The organism is Porphyromonas catoniae ATCC 51270 (assembly GCF_000565015.1).
GTDB classification, from domain to species: domain Bacteria; phylum Bacteroidota; class Bacteroidia; order Bacteroidales; family Porphyromonadaceae; genus Porphyromonas; species Porphyromonas catoniae.
This window is the reverse complement of record NZ_JDFF01000017.1, coordinates 1-17,634: the sequence shown is the minus strand read 5'-3', so window position 1 is coordinate 17,634 and position 17,634 is coordinate 1. Positions and strand designations below refer to the sequence as shown.

General features: G+C 47.8%; 6 protein-coding genes and 1 pseudogene. All 7 read left to right on the top strand.

Annotation, left to right across the window (positions count from 1 at the left end; translation table 11 throughout):
- Positions 1-688, top strand: a pseudogene (locus tag HMPREF0636_RS08235) (toprim domain-containing protein); the annotation flags it as partial.
- Between the two features lie 464 nt (positions 689-1,152).
- Positions 1,153-5,394 carry a hypothetical protein gene (locus HMPREF0636_RS04760; protein WP_248616876.1) on the top strand — a complete coding sequence of 1,414 codons (4,242 nt, stop codon included), beginning with the start codon at positions 1,153-1,155 and terminating at the stop codon, positions 5,392-5,394.
- A 170-nt stretch (positions 5,395-5,564) separates the two neighbouring features.
- Positions 5,565-7,460: a fibronectin type III domain-containing protein gene (locus HMPREF0636_RS04755; RefSeq protein WP_155807290.1), complete on the top strand. Its 1,896-nt coding sequence runs from the start codon at positions 5,565-5,567 to the stop codon at positions 7,458-7,460.
- Between the two features lie 812 nt (positions 7,461-8,272).
- Entirely contained in the window at positions 8,273-10,633 is a 2,361-nt protein-coding gene (locus HMPREF0636_RS04750) for a pectate lyase (RefSeq protein WP_248616875.1), read from the top strand.
- Between the two features lie 183 nt (positions 10,634-10,816).
- Complete coding sequence (locus HMPREF0636_RS08230) at positions 10,817-15,970, top strand: hypothetical protein (RefSeq protein WP_155807289.1); 5,154 nt, start codon at positions 10,817-10,819, stop codon at positions 15,968-15,970.
- 163 nt (positions 15,971-16,133) lie between these two features.
- Positions 16,134-17,042 (top strand): hypothetical protein, encoded by a 909-nt coding sequence (locus HMPREF0636_RS04740; protein WP_044168861.1) that lies wholly within the window; start codon positions 16,134-16,136, stop codon positions 17,040-17,042.
- Positions 17,043-17,054: 12 nt separating this feature from the next.
- A partial coding sequence (locus tag HMPREF0636_RS04735; protein WP_044168859.1) for a hypothetical protein occupies positions 17,055-17,634 on the top strand: 580 nt, incomplete at its 3' end.

Here is a 17,634-nt window from a genome sequence, read left to right as displayed (position 1 = left end):
GTCTTGTCATATCTACTACGACAAGAAATCGCCGACCTATAAGTACTACGACCATGACATCCCTCCTATGCGGGGGATTGCTTTTGGTTTGTAGCAGAAGGCTATTGCTCCCGAGGGGCAGCGTGCTTCTACGCTGAGTGAGCCAGTCCAGGATGAGCTCCCTTATAGCTTCGAGATTCAGCCTTTTGATGATGGCCTCTTAGCTTATTGGACGCATTATGGTATCTATGAAGATACCCTCAGTCGCTTTCGAGTGCGGTCACTGAAGAGCTATAGGAGCCAGACGAAGGAGGGTAAGCCCTTTGAGTTGAAGGCTAGCCCTACAGAGCCTATCTATGCCTATATCGGTAATGGCTACATTAAGATTTATCGCCCCAACAGCTCGAAGATGCGCTTCCTCTATGGAGGGCGAATACCTAGTCCTTATTGTTTCGGGATGGAGCAGCTCCCCAGTAAAGGCGATATACTCTTCATTACGGGAGGGGAGAAGGACGTTCTCTCACTTTCCGCTCGATATTTCCATGCGATTTGCTTTAATAGCGAAACTGCGCAGATCCCCGAACATATCATTGAGAGTTTACAGCTTCGTTTTCGGCATATCATCCTCCTCTATGATTCGGATGCTACCGGGCTTCGTGAGGCTCAACGACAGGCAGGTCGCTTGGCGGCTTATCATGTGAAGCATATAAAGCATTCTGTATGGCAAATATATGGATGGGAATAATGTACTTCAGAGTCTTGGGATAGGGAGGGATATCGACGGTGGAAAGGGGAACTTCGGTTTGTAATTGAGATCCCTCCATTAGAATTTGTTCAATTGGTAAATGATAAGTAAATTCGTGTTGTACAACGTAAGTAGCGAATTGTAATTGTTGTTTGTTTTAGGCTGTATTAATGAGTCTGCAGATTTGTTCAAAAAAGGAGAGGTCTAGAGGTGCTGGGGGTATTAAGTTCTCTCTGGAGAGGTGTTTAATTCTACTGATTTTCTTCTGCCTACTCTGTCTACCTAACGGGGTATATGCTCAAACTTCTCAGAATACTCAACGGCAACTTGAGGCAATCGAACGAACTTTTGCCGATCTAGCTCAGCGCAATGCCTATGTTGAGAGCTTAGACTATAATGACCTGCCTATGGTACATTTACCCATAGGGATGAAACGAACGATTAGCGGTATGGAGGTTACCATCGCCGTTAATCGTTTTGCATTGGGACCAACTCATAGTGAACTTGCCGTTTATGCAAAAGCCATTATTCCACAGGGAAGTGATGGTCGTAGGTTAGTCCTCTTCTTTGGCGCAGAGGGTGTCAAGGGTACTCATTCAGGAGGCTTGGCTGATGAGGTTAAGTTGTCACTTCTCCAAGATGTCGAGATCCCGTTCAATGGAGGTAATACCTCCCTGGTTCTTAAGGGCGGTTTCAATCGTAGTCGAGGTATCTCTGAGAGTAACACTTACATGACCATCAATTGTGATGGCTTCAGAAACTTAGCTTTAGATGCAGAGGTGCATTTCCCTACCTCACTGATATCATCAGCCACGAATGGCGAACAAGTAGTTGGTCGTTTCAGTACTATTATAGAAAGCTGGGACGACTTACTTGTGTCGATGAGCCTACCTTCTTTTGAAATAAAGGGGCTTAAGGGCTATGTTTTTGATGCTAATGATGTGGTCTTTGACTTCAGTAGCATACGCAACTCTAGAGATATGCACTTCCCTAGGGAGTATGAACAAGGTTTTCTGCCAGATGAACGTACACTATGGCGGGGTGTATATGCTAAGAGTGTTTCAGTAACTCTACCTAAAGCTTTTTCTAATGCTCGTTTCTCTGCTGAGAATCTCCTAATTGATGATAATGGCATTACGGGGATATTTGCTGCTGATAATGTTCTGCAACTAGATAAGGGTAGTGCCAGCGGTTGGAAATTCTCCGTGGACCGCTTTGCGATGCACCTTGTAGCCAACGAGCTAATCTCTTCAGAGCTGAAAGGTCGCCTAGGCTTGCCTTTCAAAGGGGAAACAACAACCTTAGCTTATGAGGGCTCTATGCAAATGAATGACCGTTATACATTGGTTGTTCGGCCAGACTCTAGTTTAAGCTTCTCAATCTTTAATGCCGAGGCTCAGTTAGATCCCAGCTCTTATGTTAAGCTAGATTTAATAGATGATAAATTTGTCCCAGAGGCTGTCCTGCATGGTCGGATGGCTCTTGGTAAGACCGAGGGGCTTAATGATCTAAACGCTCCTGAGTCCGTTAAGCTAGCGAGCTTAAAATTTCGCAACCTTCGTTTAACTACTCAAGCACCTTATATTAGTGTCGAGGCTTTGGGGTACGAAGGTGAAGCTAAGCTGGGAGATTTTCCCCTTTCCATACACCAGTTAGAACTAGGAGCTAATGATCGAGGTGCCCATTTAACACTAGGAGCTGGGCTCAGCCTAGGGAAAAACCTCTTTTCAGGAAAGACCAACATTACACTACGAGCAGCTTATCGCGATAATGTCTGGTATTATGAGGGTATGGATGTCAGCGAGATTGCTCTTGATGCTACAATTGCGGGCAAGATTGGTCTAGTAGGTAAGCTTAATTGGCATCGCGACAATACAATCTATGGGAATGGCTTTACTGGGAATCTTCTCCTATCGCTAGGTTTAGGCAAGACTGATCATGTTTCGTGGAAAGTCCGTGCAGGCTTCGGTCGTAAAGACAGCAATAGTTATTGGTATGCTGATGGTCTAGGGACTTTCCCTCAAGGTATACCGCTTGTTGCTCCTATGACCCTCAATGGCATTGGGGGAGCTCTTACTTATGGCGTGCGTGCTGAAGGGCAAAGTGCCGAAGGAGGCAAATTCCGAAGTGCTCAGTATGTACCTGATGAGAGTAAGGGACTCGGATTTAAGGCATCTACATTATTTGAAATCAGCAAAACGGCACAGGGTGAGGCTGCCCTAGAGATAATTTTTTCTCGTTCTGGAGGCTTAAGTATGGTCGGTTTCTATGGCTATGCCCAATTCCCTAAGGATCTTAGGGGTGAAGTGTCCGCAGAAGAGAGGATAGACCAACAACATCGCACCATCCCGAGTAACTTAGGAGAACAGCTGAAGCAGGGTGGTGACTTTGAGAAGGTTCTGGGAGCTTTAAGCATAAAGAAGCTACCAGAAGCGCTTAAGGGGTCTAATATTTCAGGATCTATTTTTATGCAACTGGACCTGGACAATAGTAGCCTACACGCCGTGAGCCATGTCTATGTGTCAAGTCCAGCTGGTGTTATCGCAGGAACTGGTCCTGATGGACTTGCTGGAAGGGGTGTACTGCATATTGATCCTAAGGAGTGGTACTTACATCTAGGAACTCCAGCGACTCCTATTGGCTTGAAGTTAAATGTTGGTAGCATTCTCGCTGTTAAGAGTGATGCTTACCTAATGGCAGGAAGCCGTATTCCGGGTATGCCTGCTCCTCCGCAAGAAGTAGCTAATCTTATAGGGCAAGATATTAGCCGTCTGAGCCTAGGGCGTAATTTAGACGCTCTAAGTACGGGTAAAGGCTTCGCTTTTGGCTCTAAACTGGGAGTGCGTACTGGTGACCTTCAGTTTGCTATCATGTATGCCAACTTTAATGCAGGCTTAGGTTTTGATGTGATGCTCAAGGATTATGGTCAGGCGCAATGTCGAGGCCGCTCTGGAACAATAGGTCTGAATGGCTGGTACGCTCAAGGGCAGGCTTATGCCTATCTGCAAGGTGAGTTGGGTGTAAAAATCAAGTTGTGGTTGGTGCGTATGCGTGTCCCTGTCATTAGGGGAGGTGCGGCTGCCTTGCTACAAGCAGGCTTGCCCGATCCAACCTTCTTCAAGGGATACCTTGGCGTAAATCTCGATGTGCTTGGGCTTGTGAAGGGACATGCTCGCTTTAAGCTAAGTATCGGCGAAGAGTGTGAAGTCGTCAATCCTGGCTCATCTCCCGTAGATGAACCAATGATCAATGATCTTTCGCCAGTTATCGGGGAGCGAGAAGTAAGCGTCTTTGCTGTACCTCAAGCAACCTTCAATGTTGCAATGGGTAAAACCTTTGAGGCCTCAGACGAGCGTGGTGTAAATAAGATCTATCGTATTAGTCTCAAAAGTTTTGACCTTAAGGACAAGGAAGGCAAGAGCATTGAGGCTCAACTTGTGTGGAGTGATGATAAGACTAAGCTTAGCTTGCAGGCTAAAGAAGTCCTTCCTCCAAATACAGAGCTTACTGCAAGTGTTCGTGTTGGCTTCGAAGAGTTTATAAATGGCTCTTGGCATCAAGTTGTGACTTCGGGTAAACCGGCAATAGAAGAGAAGACACATACTTTCACTACGGGTGGGGCTCCCAGCGAAATCCCTCTTGCTAATGTCGTTTATGCTTATCCAGTTGTAGGTCAGTCCTACTTCCTCCCCAAGGAAAGTAATAAAGGCTATGTACAGCTCAAGATGGGACAAAAGTACCTCTTCGAGAAGGGCTTTGACTACAAGATGAGCTTCCTTGACGAAGAGGGTGGACGAGTGTCCACGGACTTCAACTACAACGAGAGTGAGAATAGACTAGAGTTTATTATTCCCAGCCTGAGAAAGAAAACTCCCTATACACTGAGCCTAGCTTACACCGCACAAGTTCAGGAGGGTCAAGAAAGAACTAAGAACAACTCTAGTACTCATCTTGATAGCGAAGACTTAAGTGTGCGTATTGGAGGTGATAGGGCTGAGCGTCTTGTGGCTAGCAACCTAGAGAAAGCTATCCTCAGCTATGACTTCAGCACAAGTCAGCACAGTACCTTCAAGGAAAAGATGGATGCCCTCAAGATTAAGGATGGCTTTGCTGTTTATGATGAAGCCTCAGCTTATCCTCTTGAACTGGATGTCCGAGCTGATGAGGCTTTTGATGAGGCTGAAGTATTAGGGGTAGAGAAAACTCAAGGGAAAGCCCTTGTGCAACTCAAAGCAACGCTAGAAGAGGATTATTTTGCCAAGACCGTCTACCCCTTAGTTTATGAGGGCTATCCCTTTGCTGGTCTCGAGTTAACTTATCGTAGTGAGCAACCCTATGGTGCACCACCCTATTATGCCTTTGCTCCAAGTCCATACTTCTTGTCTCAATTGAGTGACGGGACTCTCAATAAGCAAGCTTATCGATTCCCCTTCACTTTCTTAGCTTCGCATGTTGTCTTTGCTGACTTCAGCGACCTACAGGGGCTTGTGGTCAATAATCAAGAGTTAGTAGGTCGTAGTATCTACGAGCGCTTCGCCCTTGGAACTTTACCCGTACTCAGACATGGTAAGTATAAGGCTCTCGTAAGCTATGTCTTACCTGACGGTACCGTAAGCTCAACGATACCTATCCTTTACAATAACAATCTCAAGTTTAACACAGAGCGATGAAACAAGCAAGGTGGGGTATGAGGCTCCTTACCCTTGGGATATGTTTGTTCCTGTCGGCTATGCTCAAGGCACAAACGAAGTCCCAGGGAAGCATCAAAGTAAGGGCTGAAGTTCACAGTAATAAAGTGCTATTGCGATGGATTGCCAGTGATGCCAAAACTTGGGAAAGCTTGAACAAGCATGGGGTTCGCTTAGAGCGTCTGACCATCGCGCGTAACGGACAAATATTACCAACCCCAGAGGTGCACATCTTGGGTGCTGAGCTCAAGCCAAGAGAGAGCGATGAACTCAAGGCTATAGCCACACAATATCCTATGGGCTTAGTGATGGCACAAGCTGTCTTTGGGGAGGACTTTGAGATTGGTCTGGGAGATAACCCCATGTCTAAGGCTATAGCTCTTGATGAGCAAAGAGAGCAGCGTTATCTCTTCTCGGCTTATGCGGCCGACCTATGCTTTCCTGTTGCCAAGGTTATGGGATGGGGTTGGGAGGATACAATGGTGAAGCCTGGAGAGCGATACCTGTATAGGGTCATCTCACTCAGTACAGACAAGAAGAATCCAATCAAGGCCGGGCTAAACTTCGTCATCATGGGGCAGAATACCCAGCTAGTCAAGCCTCAAGCCCTTTCTGTTCGCTTCGGGGATGCATCGGCTCAACTCTCTTGGGACTACAATGGATTAGTACACCTATATAATAGCTACATCGTTGAGAGGAGTGAGGATGGACATACCTTTACTCCTATTACCCCAGAGCCTATTACTCGTATGTCCAAAGTGGAAAAGAGCGCACATGCTCCGATTACCTATATGGATAGCATTGCTAACCTACAGACCTATTACTATCGTGTAGCTGGGATTACTCCTTTTGGTACTAAGAGTGCATATAGCATAGTTGTTTCAGGGGCTGGATATCCAAGTCTTAAGACGATACCTATGATTAGCTCTGCCTCTTTTAATGAGAAGGGTGGGGCGCAGATGAGTTGGACATTCTCCCCAGAGGAGGAAGACCTCTTGGAGAGCTTCAGTATCTTACACTCAACAAATGATAAGAAGTATGTTCCCTTTAAACAGGGGCTAGATCCTTCCGTAAGGAGCTATACGATAGATATTCCTAAAGCGAAATATGTCTACTATAAGATAGAAGCTAAGCCTAAGAGAGGAGCATCAAGAGAATCTTTACCCATCCTTCTGCAGCCGATTGATAGTATTCCCCCGAGCAAGCCAACAGGACTAAGAGCTCAAGTAGATAGTCTGGGTAAGGTTCGCCTACTATGGAATGCTAATAAAGAGGCTGACATATTGGGTTATCGCCTATACCGAGGAGAGAACAAGGGTGAAGAGTTAATCCCTATTACAGATGTAGCCATACAAGATACTCTATATCAAGACAGCATCCATCTACAATCCCTCAATAGCAAGGTGTACTATGCCCTGACAGCTCTTGATCATCGCTACAATCAATCAGAGCAATCAGAGCTTGTTGAGGCATTAAAACCTAATGTACTTGCACCAACGGCTCCAAGTATTACTCGTATAGAGCATGCTAAGGAGTATACAGTGCTTCACTGGGAAGTCGCAGATGACCCGTACCTTACAGGTTTCATCATCTTTAGGAAGGAGCCAGGAAGCAATATCCTGCGCCAAGTAGCGAAGATTGATGACAAGACACAGAGAACTTATCGTATCAAAGATGAACCAGGGAAGAGCTACATCTATCAGATGCAAGCCTACTCTAGTAAGAGGCTTCTCTCTGTGCTGTCTCAAGAAGTCGCTATCGGAGCTCAGATAAGTGAAAAGGCCTTGGTAGATAGCCATCTTAGCCTCAGTGCTCTACCAGAAGGTGTAATAGCCATTAAGTGGAAGACACAAGCTACAGCACTCATAAGTATAGCTCTCTACAAGACAGATGAGCAGGGACGCTTATACCTCTATCGTGATAGCCTACCTGCCGAGGGAGAAGTCATAGATAGTGAAACCCAACAGGGAAAGAGCAATACTTACACCCTTGTTGTCAAGCATAAGGGGAGCAAGCCGCAAACAATTAAGAGAAGCTTAAGTCTATGAAGAAATATCTACTACTTCTATCCTTGCTATTAGTAAGCACATACAACGCAGTATATGCTCAGAACTATGTTCTTGAGTATGATGTTGAGTTTTTTCTTAATAGTGGGCGTCGAAGATTTTATAATAGACTCTACTATAAAACGTCTGGTAGCCAGGAAAGAAAAGAAGTTCAAGATTTCAAAATGTATAGAGAGCGGAGAAAGCACTTCCGAATAGAGGGTAAGACCTTGATATCAGCCTCTGAGGGGCCTATCGTTTACATGTGGGATGAGTCATCGAGGCAGGTGAATTTCCTAGACTGGTTTAGTGATGGAGAAAATAATCGAGATTTCTTTATCGGAGATGGTACTCAAACGGAATTTTCTAGAACAGACCTGCACTGGGGCAGTTTGGATACTTTCTACTCCAGAGTGGTTACGCACAAGTTTATGCTGTATCCGGAGCTTTTATTTGATGCAGTACAGCCTCAGCTCTTGCCACTTAAAGACCGCGTAATCCTAAAGAATCAAGCAGGCTTCCCCCGCTCTGTTTACAAATGGCAGTATTCTCTTGATGCGGGGGCTTCATGGATAGATATACCTGCTTCATTGATAGATTCATCTCCTCTTGGTAGCTTGAGTATAGAGGGGAAAGACTTAATGACGGAGGCTGAATATCTAGAGTTGGTTCGACAAGGAAAGAATATCCAGTTTAGGATAGATAACCCTGTTAAACCAAGCTCTACTATAACGCTACGTACCTCTATCTCGACACCTCATATTTTATCTTCAGAAATATCTTTAGAGCGTTGTAATAACTCGGGGGATGCGTCTGTGAAATTTCAGTTTGATAGGGCCCTATACCCCGCTGAAATATTGCATGGCTTTGTCCTTAACTCGGCTGGACAAACCATTAAAAGTATCTCTGATGTACGACTTAATGCAAATCGTACAGCTACCATTGAGGGACTTCCTTCCGGTACATATATCTTCAGATTTCAATCTTCATTTTATGAATATGGAGGATATTCAGAGAGACAAGGACATAAATTAGACCTTACCATCGCCGAGCGACCTGCCATCATACACTCGTTTACCAAGAAGGATGTGAGTTGCTTCGCTGGCACTGATGGTGCTATCACGCTCACAGCTTCGGGCGGAACAGGGCGCTTCAAGGCACATTTGCTAGACGCCTCAGGGACAGAGATCCGCACCCAAGAGTTTAGCTCTACAACTACTCTCTCTCGCCTTCCAAGAGGGCAATATACCCTCAAGGTTTATGATAGTAATGATTGCTTCGCCAAAGACGGAGGAGGCAATGAGCTCATACACCGCATCACACTGGCTGAACCCTCCGAAGCTGTGTCTATTTTGAAGGAAGGCGTGGTAAGTCCCTTAGCCTATAACTCATCTGATGGCTCCATCAGTGTCAGAACCTCGGGGGGAACTCCACTCGCTAACGGCTACCAGGTGCGTTTCATACGTCAGTCGGATGGCCGCAGTTTTACCCCTACTTCTGTACGTCCCGATGGGAGTGCCTATATCTACACCTTATCTAACATACCGAGAGGGGAGTATAAGGTGGTTGTAGAGGATGCCCGCTTTGATGCTCTCGCCCCCGAGGATAAGAATGCCCCTTGCGGTTGTCGAGCAAAGCTTGATATTACGCTCAATGCTCCTCCTCCCCTAGGGGTTGAGGTTAAGGAGAGTCGCTTCGTTAGCTGTCACGGGGACAGTAACGGCGAGATAACAGCACATGCTAAGGGTGGCAAGCCCCATATAGCGAGCCGTCTGCCCTACACCTACACTTGGTATAAGCTCACCAATGGTTCTAACGAAGAACTAAGTCAACAAACAGATAGTATCGCTCGAGGTCTTAGTGCAGGACAATATCAAGTGAAGATTACAGATGCTAATAACATCAGTGTATTATCTACCGTATTTACATTAGTTCATCCCGAGCCCCTAAGCCTCAAGTTTAAGGTTACCAGCCCTAATTGCAGCGGAGGAGAAGGCTCTATTGAAGCGCTTGTCACGGGAGGTACTGCTCCATACTCATACGAGTGGAACAAGGAGGGTGAAACCAACTCAAGTCTTCGCGTTAACGAAATAGGCTCCTACTTCCTACGTGTTACAGATAGCAGAGGTTGTACTATTGATGCTACAGCAGAGGTTTCTTCACCTGACGCCCTTGTTGTGCGACCAGAATTAGTGCACCCCAGTTGCTTTGGAGAGTCTAATGGTAGCATCAAACTCAATATCAGTGGAGGCACAAGTCCCTATACGATACGTTGGGAGGATAGTCCTAGTCTTACTACTCGTCAGCGAGAAAAACTCCGGGCTGGAGAATATGTAGCTCTGGTATCTGATGCTGCTGGATGTACGCTGCGCTATCGCTTGAGCTTGACACAGCCAGAAGAGCTCAAGGTAAGCCTCTCCGAAGCCTTTACTCTCTGTAAAGACCAAAGTCGTAATCTACGAGTTACATCCAATCAAGAGAATGTAAGCTACTCCTGGTTGCGTAATGGTCAGCCTCTCAGCGAAACTGGTAAAGAACTTAGCGTTAGCCGTGCCGGAACTTATCGTGTCATCGTGACCAATGAGGGCGGTTGCACAGCCTCCGCTGAGGTTATAATCCGTGACAGTCAGACTGAACTACCCATTGATATTACAGCACCAAGTTCTGTAGACCTAGGAGCAGAGATCCATGTGGTTAATATCAGTCAAATCAAGGCTGATCGATTAAAATGGCACCTCCCTGTCGGGGCAGTTGTCAAGAGCCAGAGTGACGAGAGACTTATCTTCACAATGAACTCTCCTGGTATATATACAGTAGCACTTGAGGGTTATCTTGGGGACTGCTCAACACTTATTAGCCAGCGCATCGAGGTACTACCTGTTGGGAGTGTGCCTCTTCCCGATGATAAGGTTGGAGCCATGATTAAACAATTTCTTGTAAGTCCTAATCCAACGACAGGAGAATTTAAGGTCTTTATTGAGCTCCGAGAGCCTCAAGACTTTACACTACGTCTCTTATCTCCGACCATGGTAGAGATGGATAAGAAGGCTCTAAAGAAAGTACAAATGCAAACTTTTGAGTATGAGCTACGAGGAAATACCTCTGGAGTCTATACTGTAGAGCTTAGGGTTGGGAAAGAGAGGTCTTTGCTCAAGGTGACAAAACAAGGCAACTAATTTATTTAGATTATAATCGTGATAGTGATGTGGAGATCTAAGCACTTGGTCTTTGCTCGGACCATACTCTATAAAGTCTTATTCTTCTCACTCCTCCTTTTGGGAGGGGGGAGGGAGTTGTGTGCTCAGTTCTACCCCGTCCATGGTGTGGTACAGTGGCCTAGTCCGCAGAGTCCGCACTTAGTGGACTATTATTCCGGTAGTCGCGATCGCCTTATCATCACGCTGCATAACCGGGATCTTCAGCAGCCGTTACTTCTGGCTCGCTTGCGTTTGCAGATCAAGAGTAATGGCTTCCTTGCACAGACCCGAGAGGAACTGTCCTATCCGATGCTGGAGCTTATGGCGGGTATCCCTACGCGTCTGACAGCAACAGACCTGATGCCCTACCTTCGTCCAGAGAATCTGATCATCAACGGACGTCTGCGTAATGGTCAGTTCCCGACGGGCTTTACAGAGATTTCTGTACAGGTGGTCGACTACTATAGCAAGCAAGTCCTCTCCTCTTGGCATACAGCTCGCGCTTACCTTGACAGTAAGCAGCCGCCTATGCTCAATCTTCCCCAGCGTGATGAACAAGTGGCCTATCGAGATCCACTCTTCATCCGCTTCCAGTGGTACCCTCGTCATCAAGGCTTGGCAGGGACGGAGTACGAGTTTGTCCTCAAGGAGCTCCCGGATAATGGCGCTGCTCCTCAGGCTGCCTTCGCCTATGGTAACGAGATCTACCGCACACGCACGCGTCATACTACGCTCAACTATACTCACCTAGAGCCGGTCCTTTTGCCCAATCGACGCTATGCTTGGCAGGTGCAGGCTATCGCTCGTGATGGTGTGGATGAGATAGGTATGTTTGAGCATGGGGGCTTCAGCGAAATATACTGGTTCACGCTCAACGAGAACTGCCCCGTCCCCACGGGACTCAAGGCAGATCCTCGCTATGCTAAGGTAGACTTCTCGTGGAATAGAGTTGTCGGTGCTACGGGCTATATGCTGGCCTGTCGCCCCAAGACGAGCAAGGATATCTACGAATGGAGCGAGGTGCAGTCCTACGGTGAGCGAATGACGCTTGCTCAGCTCAAGCCCGGCTGGACCTACGAATGGCGTGTGGGTACGCTCTGCACGGGCGATAAGCCGATCTATTCGGCTATTCAGGAGGTCACCCTGCCTAAGACTAACCTAGACCTTCTGCGTGACTGTGGTAAGGAGCCTCCACGCGCCAACCTCAGTCCCGATCCTGCCTTAGATATTCAAGTGGGCGATACGGTGACCATTGGTGGTGACTATCCTATGCTGATTACCCAGCTCCAGTCACTTGGTGATGGCTGGTACTCAGGTCGCGGCGCGACACGACTCAGCTCTATCATTGAGCTTCCACGAGTGGCCCTTCGCTTTGATCGTCTTCGTATCAATGTCGAGAAGTGTCAGATCGATGGACTTGTCGAGGCTATCTACGCAGATCAGCCTGGCGGTATTGCCGATCTCGACAAGATTGATGACGGGGGTAAGACAGTCCAGCCAAGTAAGCTACGCATCAGAGAGCGTAAGATAGACTTCGCCCTCGGGGAGATGCCTGAGATGAGCTTTGACCCCGAGACCGGAGAGCTAGAAGTGACCGATGCTGAGGGCAAGCCACAGCGTATTAAGCTCGACCTTCCCGAGGGAGGGGAGTCTGCTTCGGCCTTCCCAATGATCATCACCGACAGTAAGGGCGATAGCTATCAGCTTAGCCCCGCCGAGTCGTCTGAGGTCGGTAGCAGCGGCGCATCATCAAGTACCTCATCCTCGGAGGGACGCGTAGGCACGAAGCAAGGCCTCAAGGTGGAGCGTGTAGAGCGGATCGGCTCTTTTGATGCGAGCCGCTTAGCTCATGATATCGGCACGGTTCGCTTTGAGCCATCAGCGCAGGCACGCTATGCCTTTGACAGCGGCACTGAGTCCTGGTACCAGCGCTCCGTCAAGCTGGATGAGTACTACAAGCCTTTCGCTAAGGGCTATATTGCCCCCTGGAAGCTCGTCCCTACGGGAGAGCAGGATGTCGTTGCGGCACGCTACGAAGGGGAGAAGGCGATTGACCTGAGTCGAGTGCGCTTTGCTACGTCTCCCAATAGTCCTGCACTGCCAGCAGAGCTCCACGAAGAGAGCAAGACCTGGAGTCTCAAGCTACCGGGGACGGATGCCCAGAGTAGCTATGATGTCTATGCGATCTATGAGGGTGAGGTCTTGGGTAAGCTCCGTGTCGTAAGCTATCCGAAGCAACGCCATAAACTGACGCTGGTACCAGTCAATGAGGCCAAGCTTGACAAGGATCAGATAGAGCGTGAGCTGAATAGTATCTACAACTCGGTGGGTATTCACTTCGATGTCGAAGTGGATGCTCGCATGCGTGGGGACTATAGCTGGGATCGGGATGGAGACCGCAAGCTCAGCATCGTAGGTGAGAGCTTCTTCGGTCGGGTACGCGAGGTGAAGGAGAGTGCAGAGATGGAGTACCTGAAGAAGGCTTATACGCAGCTTGCCGGTACGCTTGATGGTGTCTACCTCTTCGTTGTGGATGCGGCAGGAGGCTTGGAGTCTCAGCCGAAGGACTTGCTGGGTGAGATGCCCCGTCGTAGCCGCTTCGGGTACATCTTCTCGGGGAATAGCCCGAATGGAGGTGTGTCTGCCTTAAGTCATACCATTGCCCACGAGCTTGGACACGGGCTCTTCACGCTGCAGCACACCTTCGATGATGAGTATGGCGGGACGAATAGTCAGGGTCAGACACGTAATCTGATGGACTACGCCACGGGCAAGGAGCTTGCTGCCTTCCAGTGGAATGTTCTTGCGAACCCAGCTGTCTTCACTGCAGCGGATAATAAGAGTCAAGGGGATTTAGTAAGAAGAGAGAAGGCTCTCGTAAGCGCTAAAAATGGAGGGATTACACCTGATGGCAAGGTTATTCTCTCTGTCAAGGCTACGAATAGTGACCATATCGCTACTCTAACCATAATTCCAGGGAGCTACTACGTCCATGGAATAACACTATCTTCCAAAGAAGGCGAGCCCCTTAGGAGCTATTCTTGGGATAAAGACAAGAAAACATATGCCTCAGGCAGTGCGTTGATAGAAGATGCTCTAGACCTTGAGCTGACGTACAATTCGACATCCAAGAAGGTTACTACCAGGCTGTATCGTGTGGCGTCAGGGGAAAAGTGCCTCTACCAATACCATGATGTTACATATGACCCTACCGATCCATCATCACTCAATATCCCTAAGCAGGGCTGGATAACAGATTACCTATGGTCTGCTTCTGAGTCTTGTAAGGCTGAGTTCATTGCCCGCACCATCCTCGCTAATGATAGGCTATCCTATGATGAGGGCCAGGTAGAACGAGATATCCTGAAGCTCCGCCAGCTATCAGAGAAGACGAGTTATGAGGATTTGCTTCAGATCCTTGAGTCATGCCATATCAAGTCTCTCAAGAGACAGAGTTATGAATGGCTGATCAGAACCTTGAAGCGAGTTGCCCGAAAGGAAACGCTAAAGGAACGGGAAGAGCTAGCCATCCTGCGTCTCATGCAGTCCATAGATGGCAAGGACTATTCTCAATTCTATAGAGACCTAGAAGCTGATCAGAATGCCCTACTCCGCCATCTTGTAGCGGAGATAGATGATGTCTCGCTGTACTTTTGGACAGACAAGGACAACTACACCAACTTCATAGGAGCTCTGGTGTGGATGTTCAATGCCGATGGAGGCAAAAGCACCAAGGAGAGATTCCCTCAAGATCCAGATGATTATGCTCGAATCGTTCTCAATTTAACTCCCGTTAAGTATGGCTCTGTCCAATTGATGGGAGGAGGTGATGCATCCTTCACCGATAAGTATAACCAAGGTGAGTACATCGGCTCGACAGGTGAGGTAAAGCTGTTGGATGTATATAAGACCTATACCACTACAAGGAACTCACTTCATTCACGAGAGAATAGAGAAGAGTTGGGGATTGTCTCTCCTCTTACTCCTGTTATCATCGTCCCCGATACAGATAATCTCCCGCTGATCGAGACGGCTTTAGGTGGCAACGCTCTGTCGGATCAGATGTATGTTGTCCCTGCGATCTTCATGAAGTATCGCGCAGACAAGATCCGCAATGACAATATCGCGAAGGGAGTTGTCACGGCCTTTGATGTCGCGACGATTGTCTTCAGTGGCGGTACGGCATTAGCTACGAAAGTACACTGGATCCGCCGTGCCTGGGCCTTGGCTGAAGTTGTGGGTGCTGTGGGGAATATCGCAGTGAATGCGCAGGTGATCACTGACCCAGAGCTGAAGTTAGCTGTAGATATCTACAATACAGCGATGGGGGTCATAGGCATCAAGAACGCGGGGCAGGCGGGATATAAGTTCGTTAAGAATCTGCCCAAGCAGAGTAAGACGTTGCTTCAAGAGAACAAGGCTCTTAGGAGCCTCTTGGTCTCCAAATATTCGGACTGGAAGCGTATCGTTTCCCCGAAAATCAAAGGCTTGTCTCCTGCCGAAAAGCAACTTCTCTCTCAGCAGGAGGAGGTGTTTAAGACCCTCACATCGTTTGATCCAGAGAGGAAGCCCATAAAGATAGTCGCGGGTGGGGAGGCTGTTGATCCGAGCATCAAGGCTGGCTCTAAGGCAGGGCTAACCAAATCCGTCACCTCTCAGGTGGACCTGCTCCTTGGGAAGCTAAAAACCACTAAGGCTATTTCTCCCAGCATCAAGACTGAGCTCCGCAAAATCCTCTCGGGCTTCAGTCCTGAAGTGCTCGAGAAACTCCTTCACGCCGAGGGTATCGATATCGTACTAAATGATATGGCTCAGAGCTGGAAAAAGCTTCAAGGGGGGAAGTTCCAGTTACAGTACTTTGCCAACCACCTTGCTGAGGGTACAAGTATCGTCAAGTTTGAGGTTAAGGAGGAGGTCAAGATAGGCAATGAGACTGTTGTCCGTATATATGACATCGTGGTAGATGAGGGAAGAGGCAAGATGCACTACGAGCTGAAGAACTGGTCTAACTGGGGGAGTTGGTCTGATAAGGCCTTCCGACAGCAGTTCCTAAAGGATCTCGCCACAATGGCTAAAGGCAAAAGGATCCAGTGGGTCTTCAGTGGTCACAAGATGAGCCGAGAGGAGCTTAAGCGGAAGATCATTGAAGCACTGCAAGATCCAATGTTTCAAAAAGCTATTGATGACGTTATTGATGATGAAAAGGTGCCTGTAATCGGGGATATCCTAGGTGTGAAGATTAAACGGAAGGCTGAAATCATCAAAAACTTAGAGCAAGACAAGGTCTTTGATATAATATTTGAAATTACGAGGTAGCTCTATGTACGAAGTAATATCACGGCTCAACGCCATTCGAGTAAAAGTATATGAGGGGCAGCTCTTCTTAATCAAGCTAACTCCTCAGGGACGGCGGTCTGTTCACCCCTGTTCCTTAGATGGAGTAATAGGTGATGCGCTTCTATTTCCAAACAAAGAAGATATGGATGAAGCGGTTCTCTTTCAAGGCTTGTGGCTGATCTATCATAAGGTGGGAACTCCATTTGAGAACTTGCTTGATATTTGCTCATTAGATGGCGAACGAAAGCGATCCATAACTGGTATAGATGGGTATTTTGACAAGGTAGCTCTTGAGGAAGAGCCCCGCTTCTACTTAGTTGATGAACGTCGCGTAATCAGCTATGACCTCTCCTCTCATAAGTATCGGGAGCTGCCTCCGATTCAGTTGAAGTCGCCCTTCTTCTATAAGGGAAGCCACCGTGGTCTCCACTTCTTCACTTGTGAGGGAAAGAGCCAGTTAGTAGCTATGCGAGATAAGGACGGACAAGGACTGGAGGAGGTCTATCGGCTGGACTTTGCCGAGAGCGGTCGTGGCTATTCCCTTTGGCGCCGCGGGATCGTTCCTGGGGAAATTGAATTCATCAACTTCTACGGCTCCGATCTGTGGGTGACGACCCAAAAGCACCTACATCGTATAGATGTAGCTACGGGAAAGGTGCTCGAGAGACAGGATGAGACTCTACCCAAGATGTTTATCCAGGGGACACGAGGATATTCCTTATTCAACAGTTACTATACTGTATTTGACTTCGAAGCTGGGCGTATGCTCTGTGACGAGCGAAGGGATCGCTTTGCCTATGAAGGGAAGGAGTATAGTTCAGAGTATACGAGCCTCTTGCTACACGAAGGGATCTTCTACGTCTCGGTGCGGGTGTCGGGTATCTTCTTCCTTGCAGCCTTTGACGTGCAGACGGAGGAATTTGTTTGGCACGACCTCTGGGGCGGTTGGGATATCAACTCCGTGCATATTGTCGGCGACCGAATGATCGCCCACTCCCACGACGAGGTACGCATCTACCAGCGGGTAAGTCCGTCCGACAGCAATCCCTAAAGAGTCGAGGATATGTTTCAACTTCTCTCAAAGCACTCCTTTTCCTTAGTGAGGACATATGCGGATCGGATATTCCTTGGCTTTCGAGCTTCTGATGGAGAGCGCCGTATTTATCCCTACTCCCTTGATGGGGAACTTGGGGCAGAACTTGAGTTCTCTAAGAAGGGCCCGATTAGTTGGATCTATCTGCGTGGTGGTCTTTGGCTTGTCCAGTACGAGGGTGCCTCTAAGGAGGATACTCATATATACTCAATCGAAGGAGTATGGCAACAGACTATTCCTCGTATGCACGCAGACCTATATATTCTACCGACGAAGGAGGACTGGGTCTATCTTATAAATAATCGCTTTGTTAAGTATAATCTCTCCACTCATGAGTATCGGGATCTGGGGCAATTTTCACTAAAAAAAACCTTCCTATATAAGGGGTGTCACTGTGGTCTCCACTTCTTCACTTGTGAGGGGCAGAGCCAGCTGGTAGCTATGCGAGACAGGGATGGACTAGGCTTGGAAGAGGTCTATCGGCTGGACTTTGCCGAGAGCGGTCGTGGCTATTCCCTTTGGCGCCGCGGGATCGTTCCTGGGGAAATTG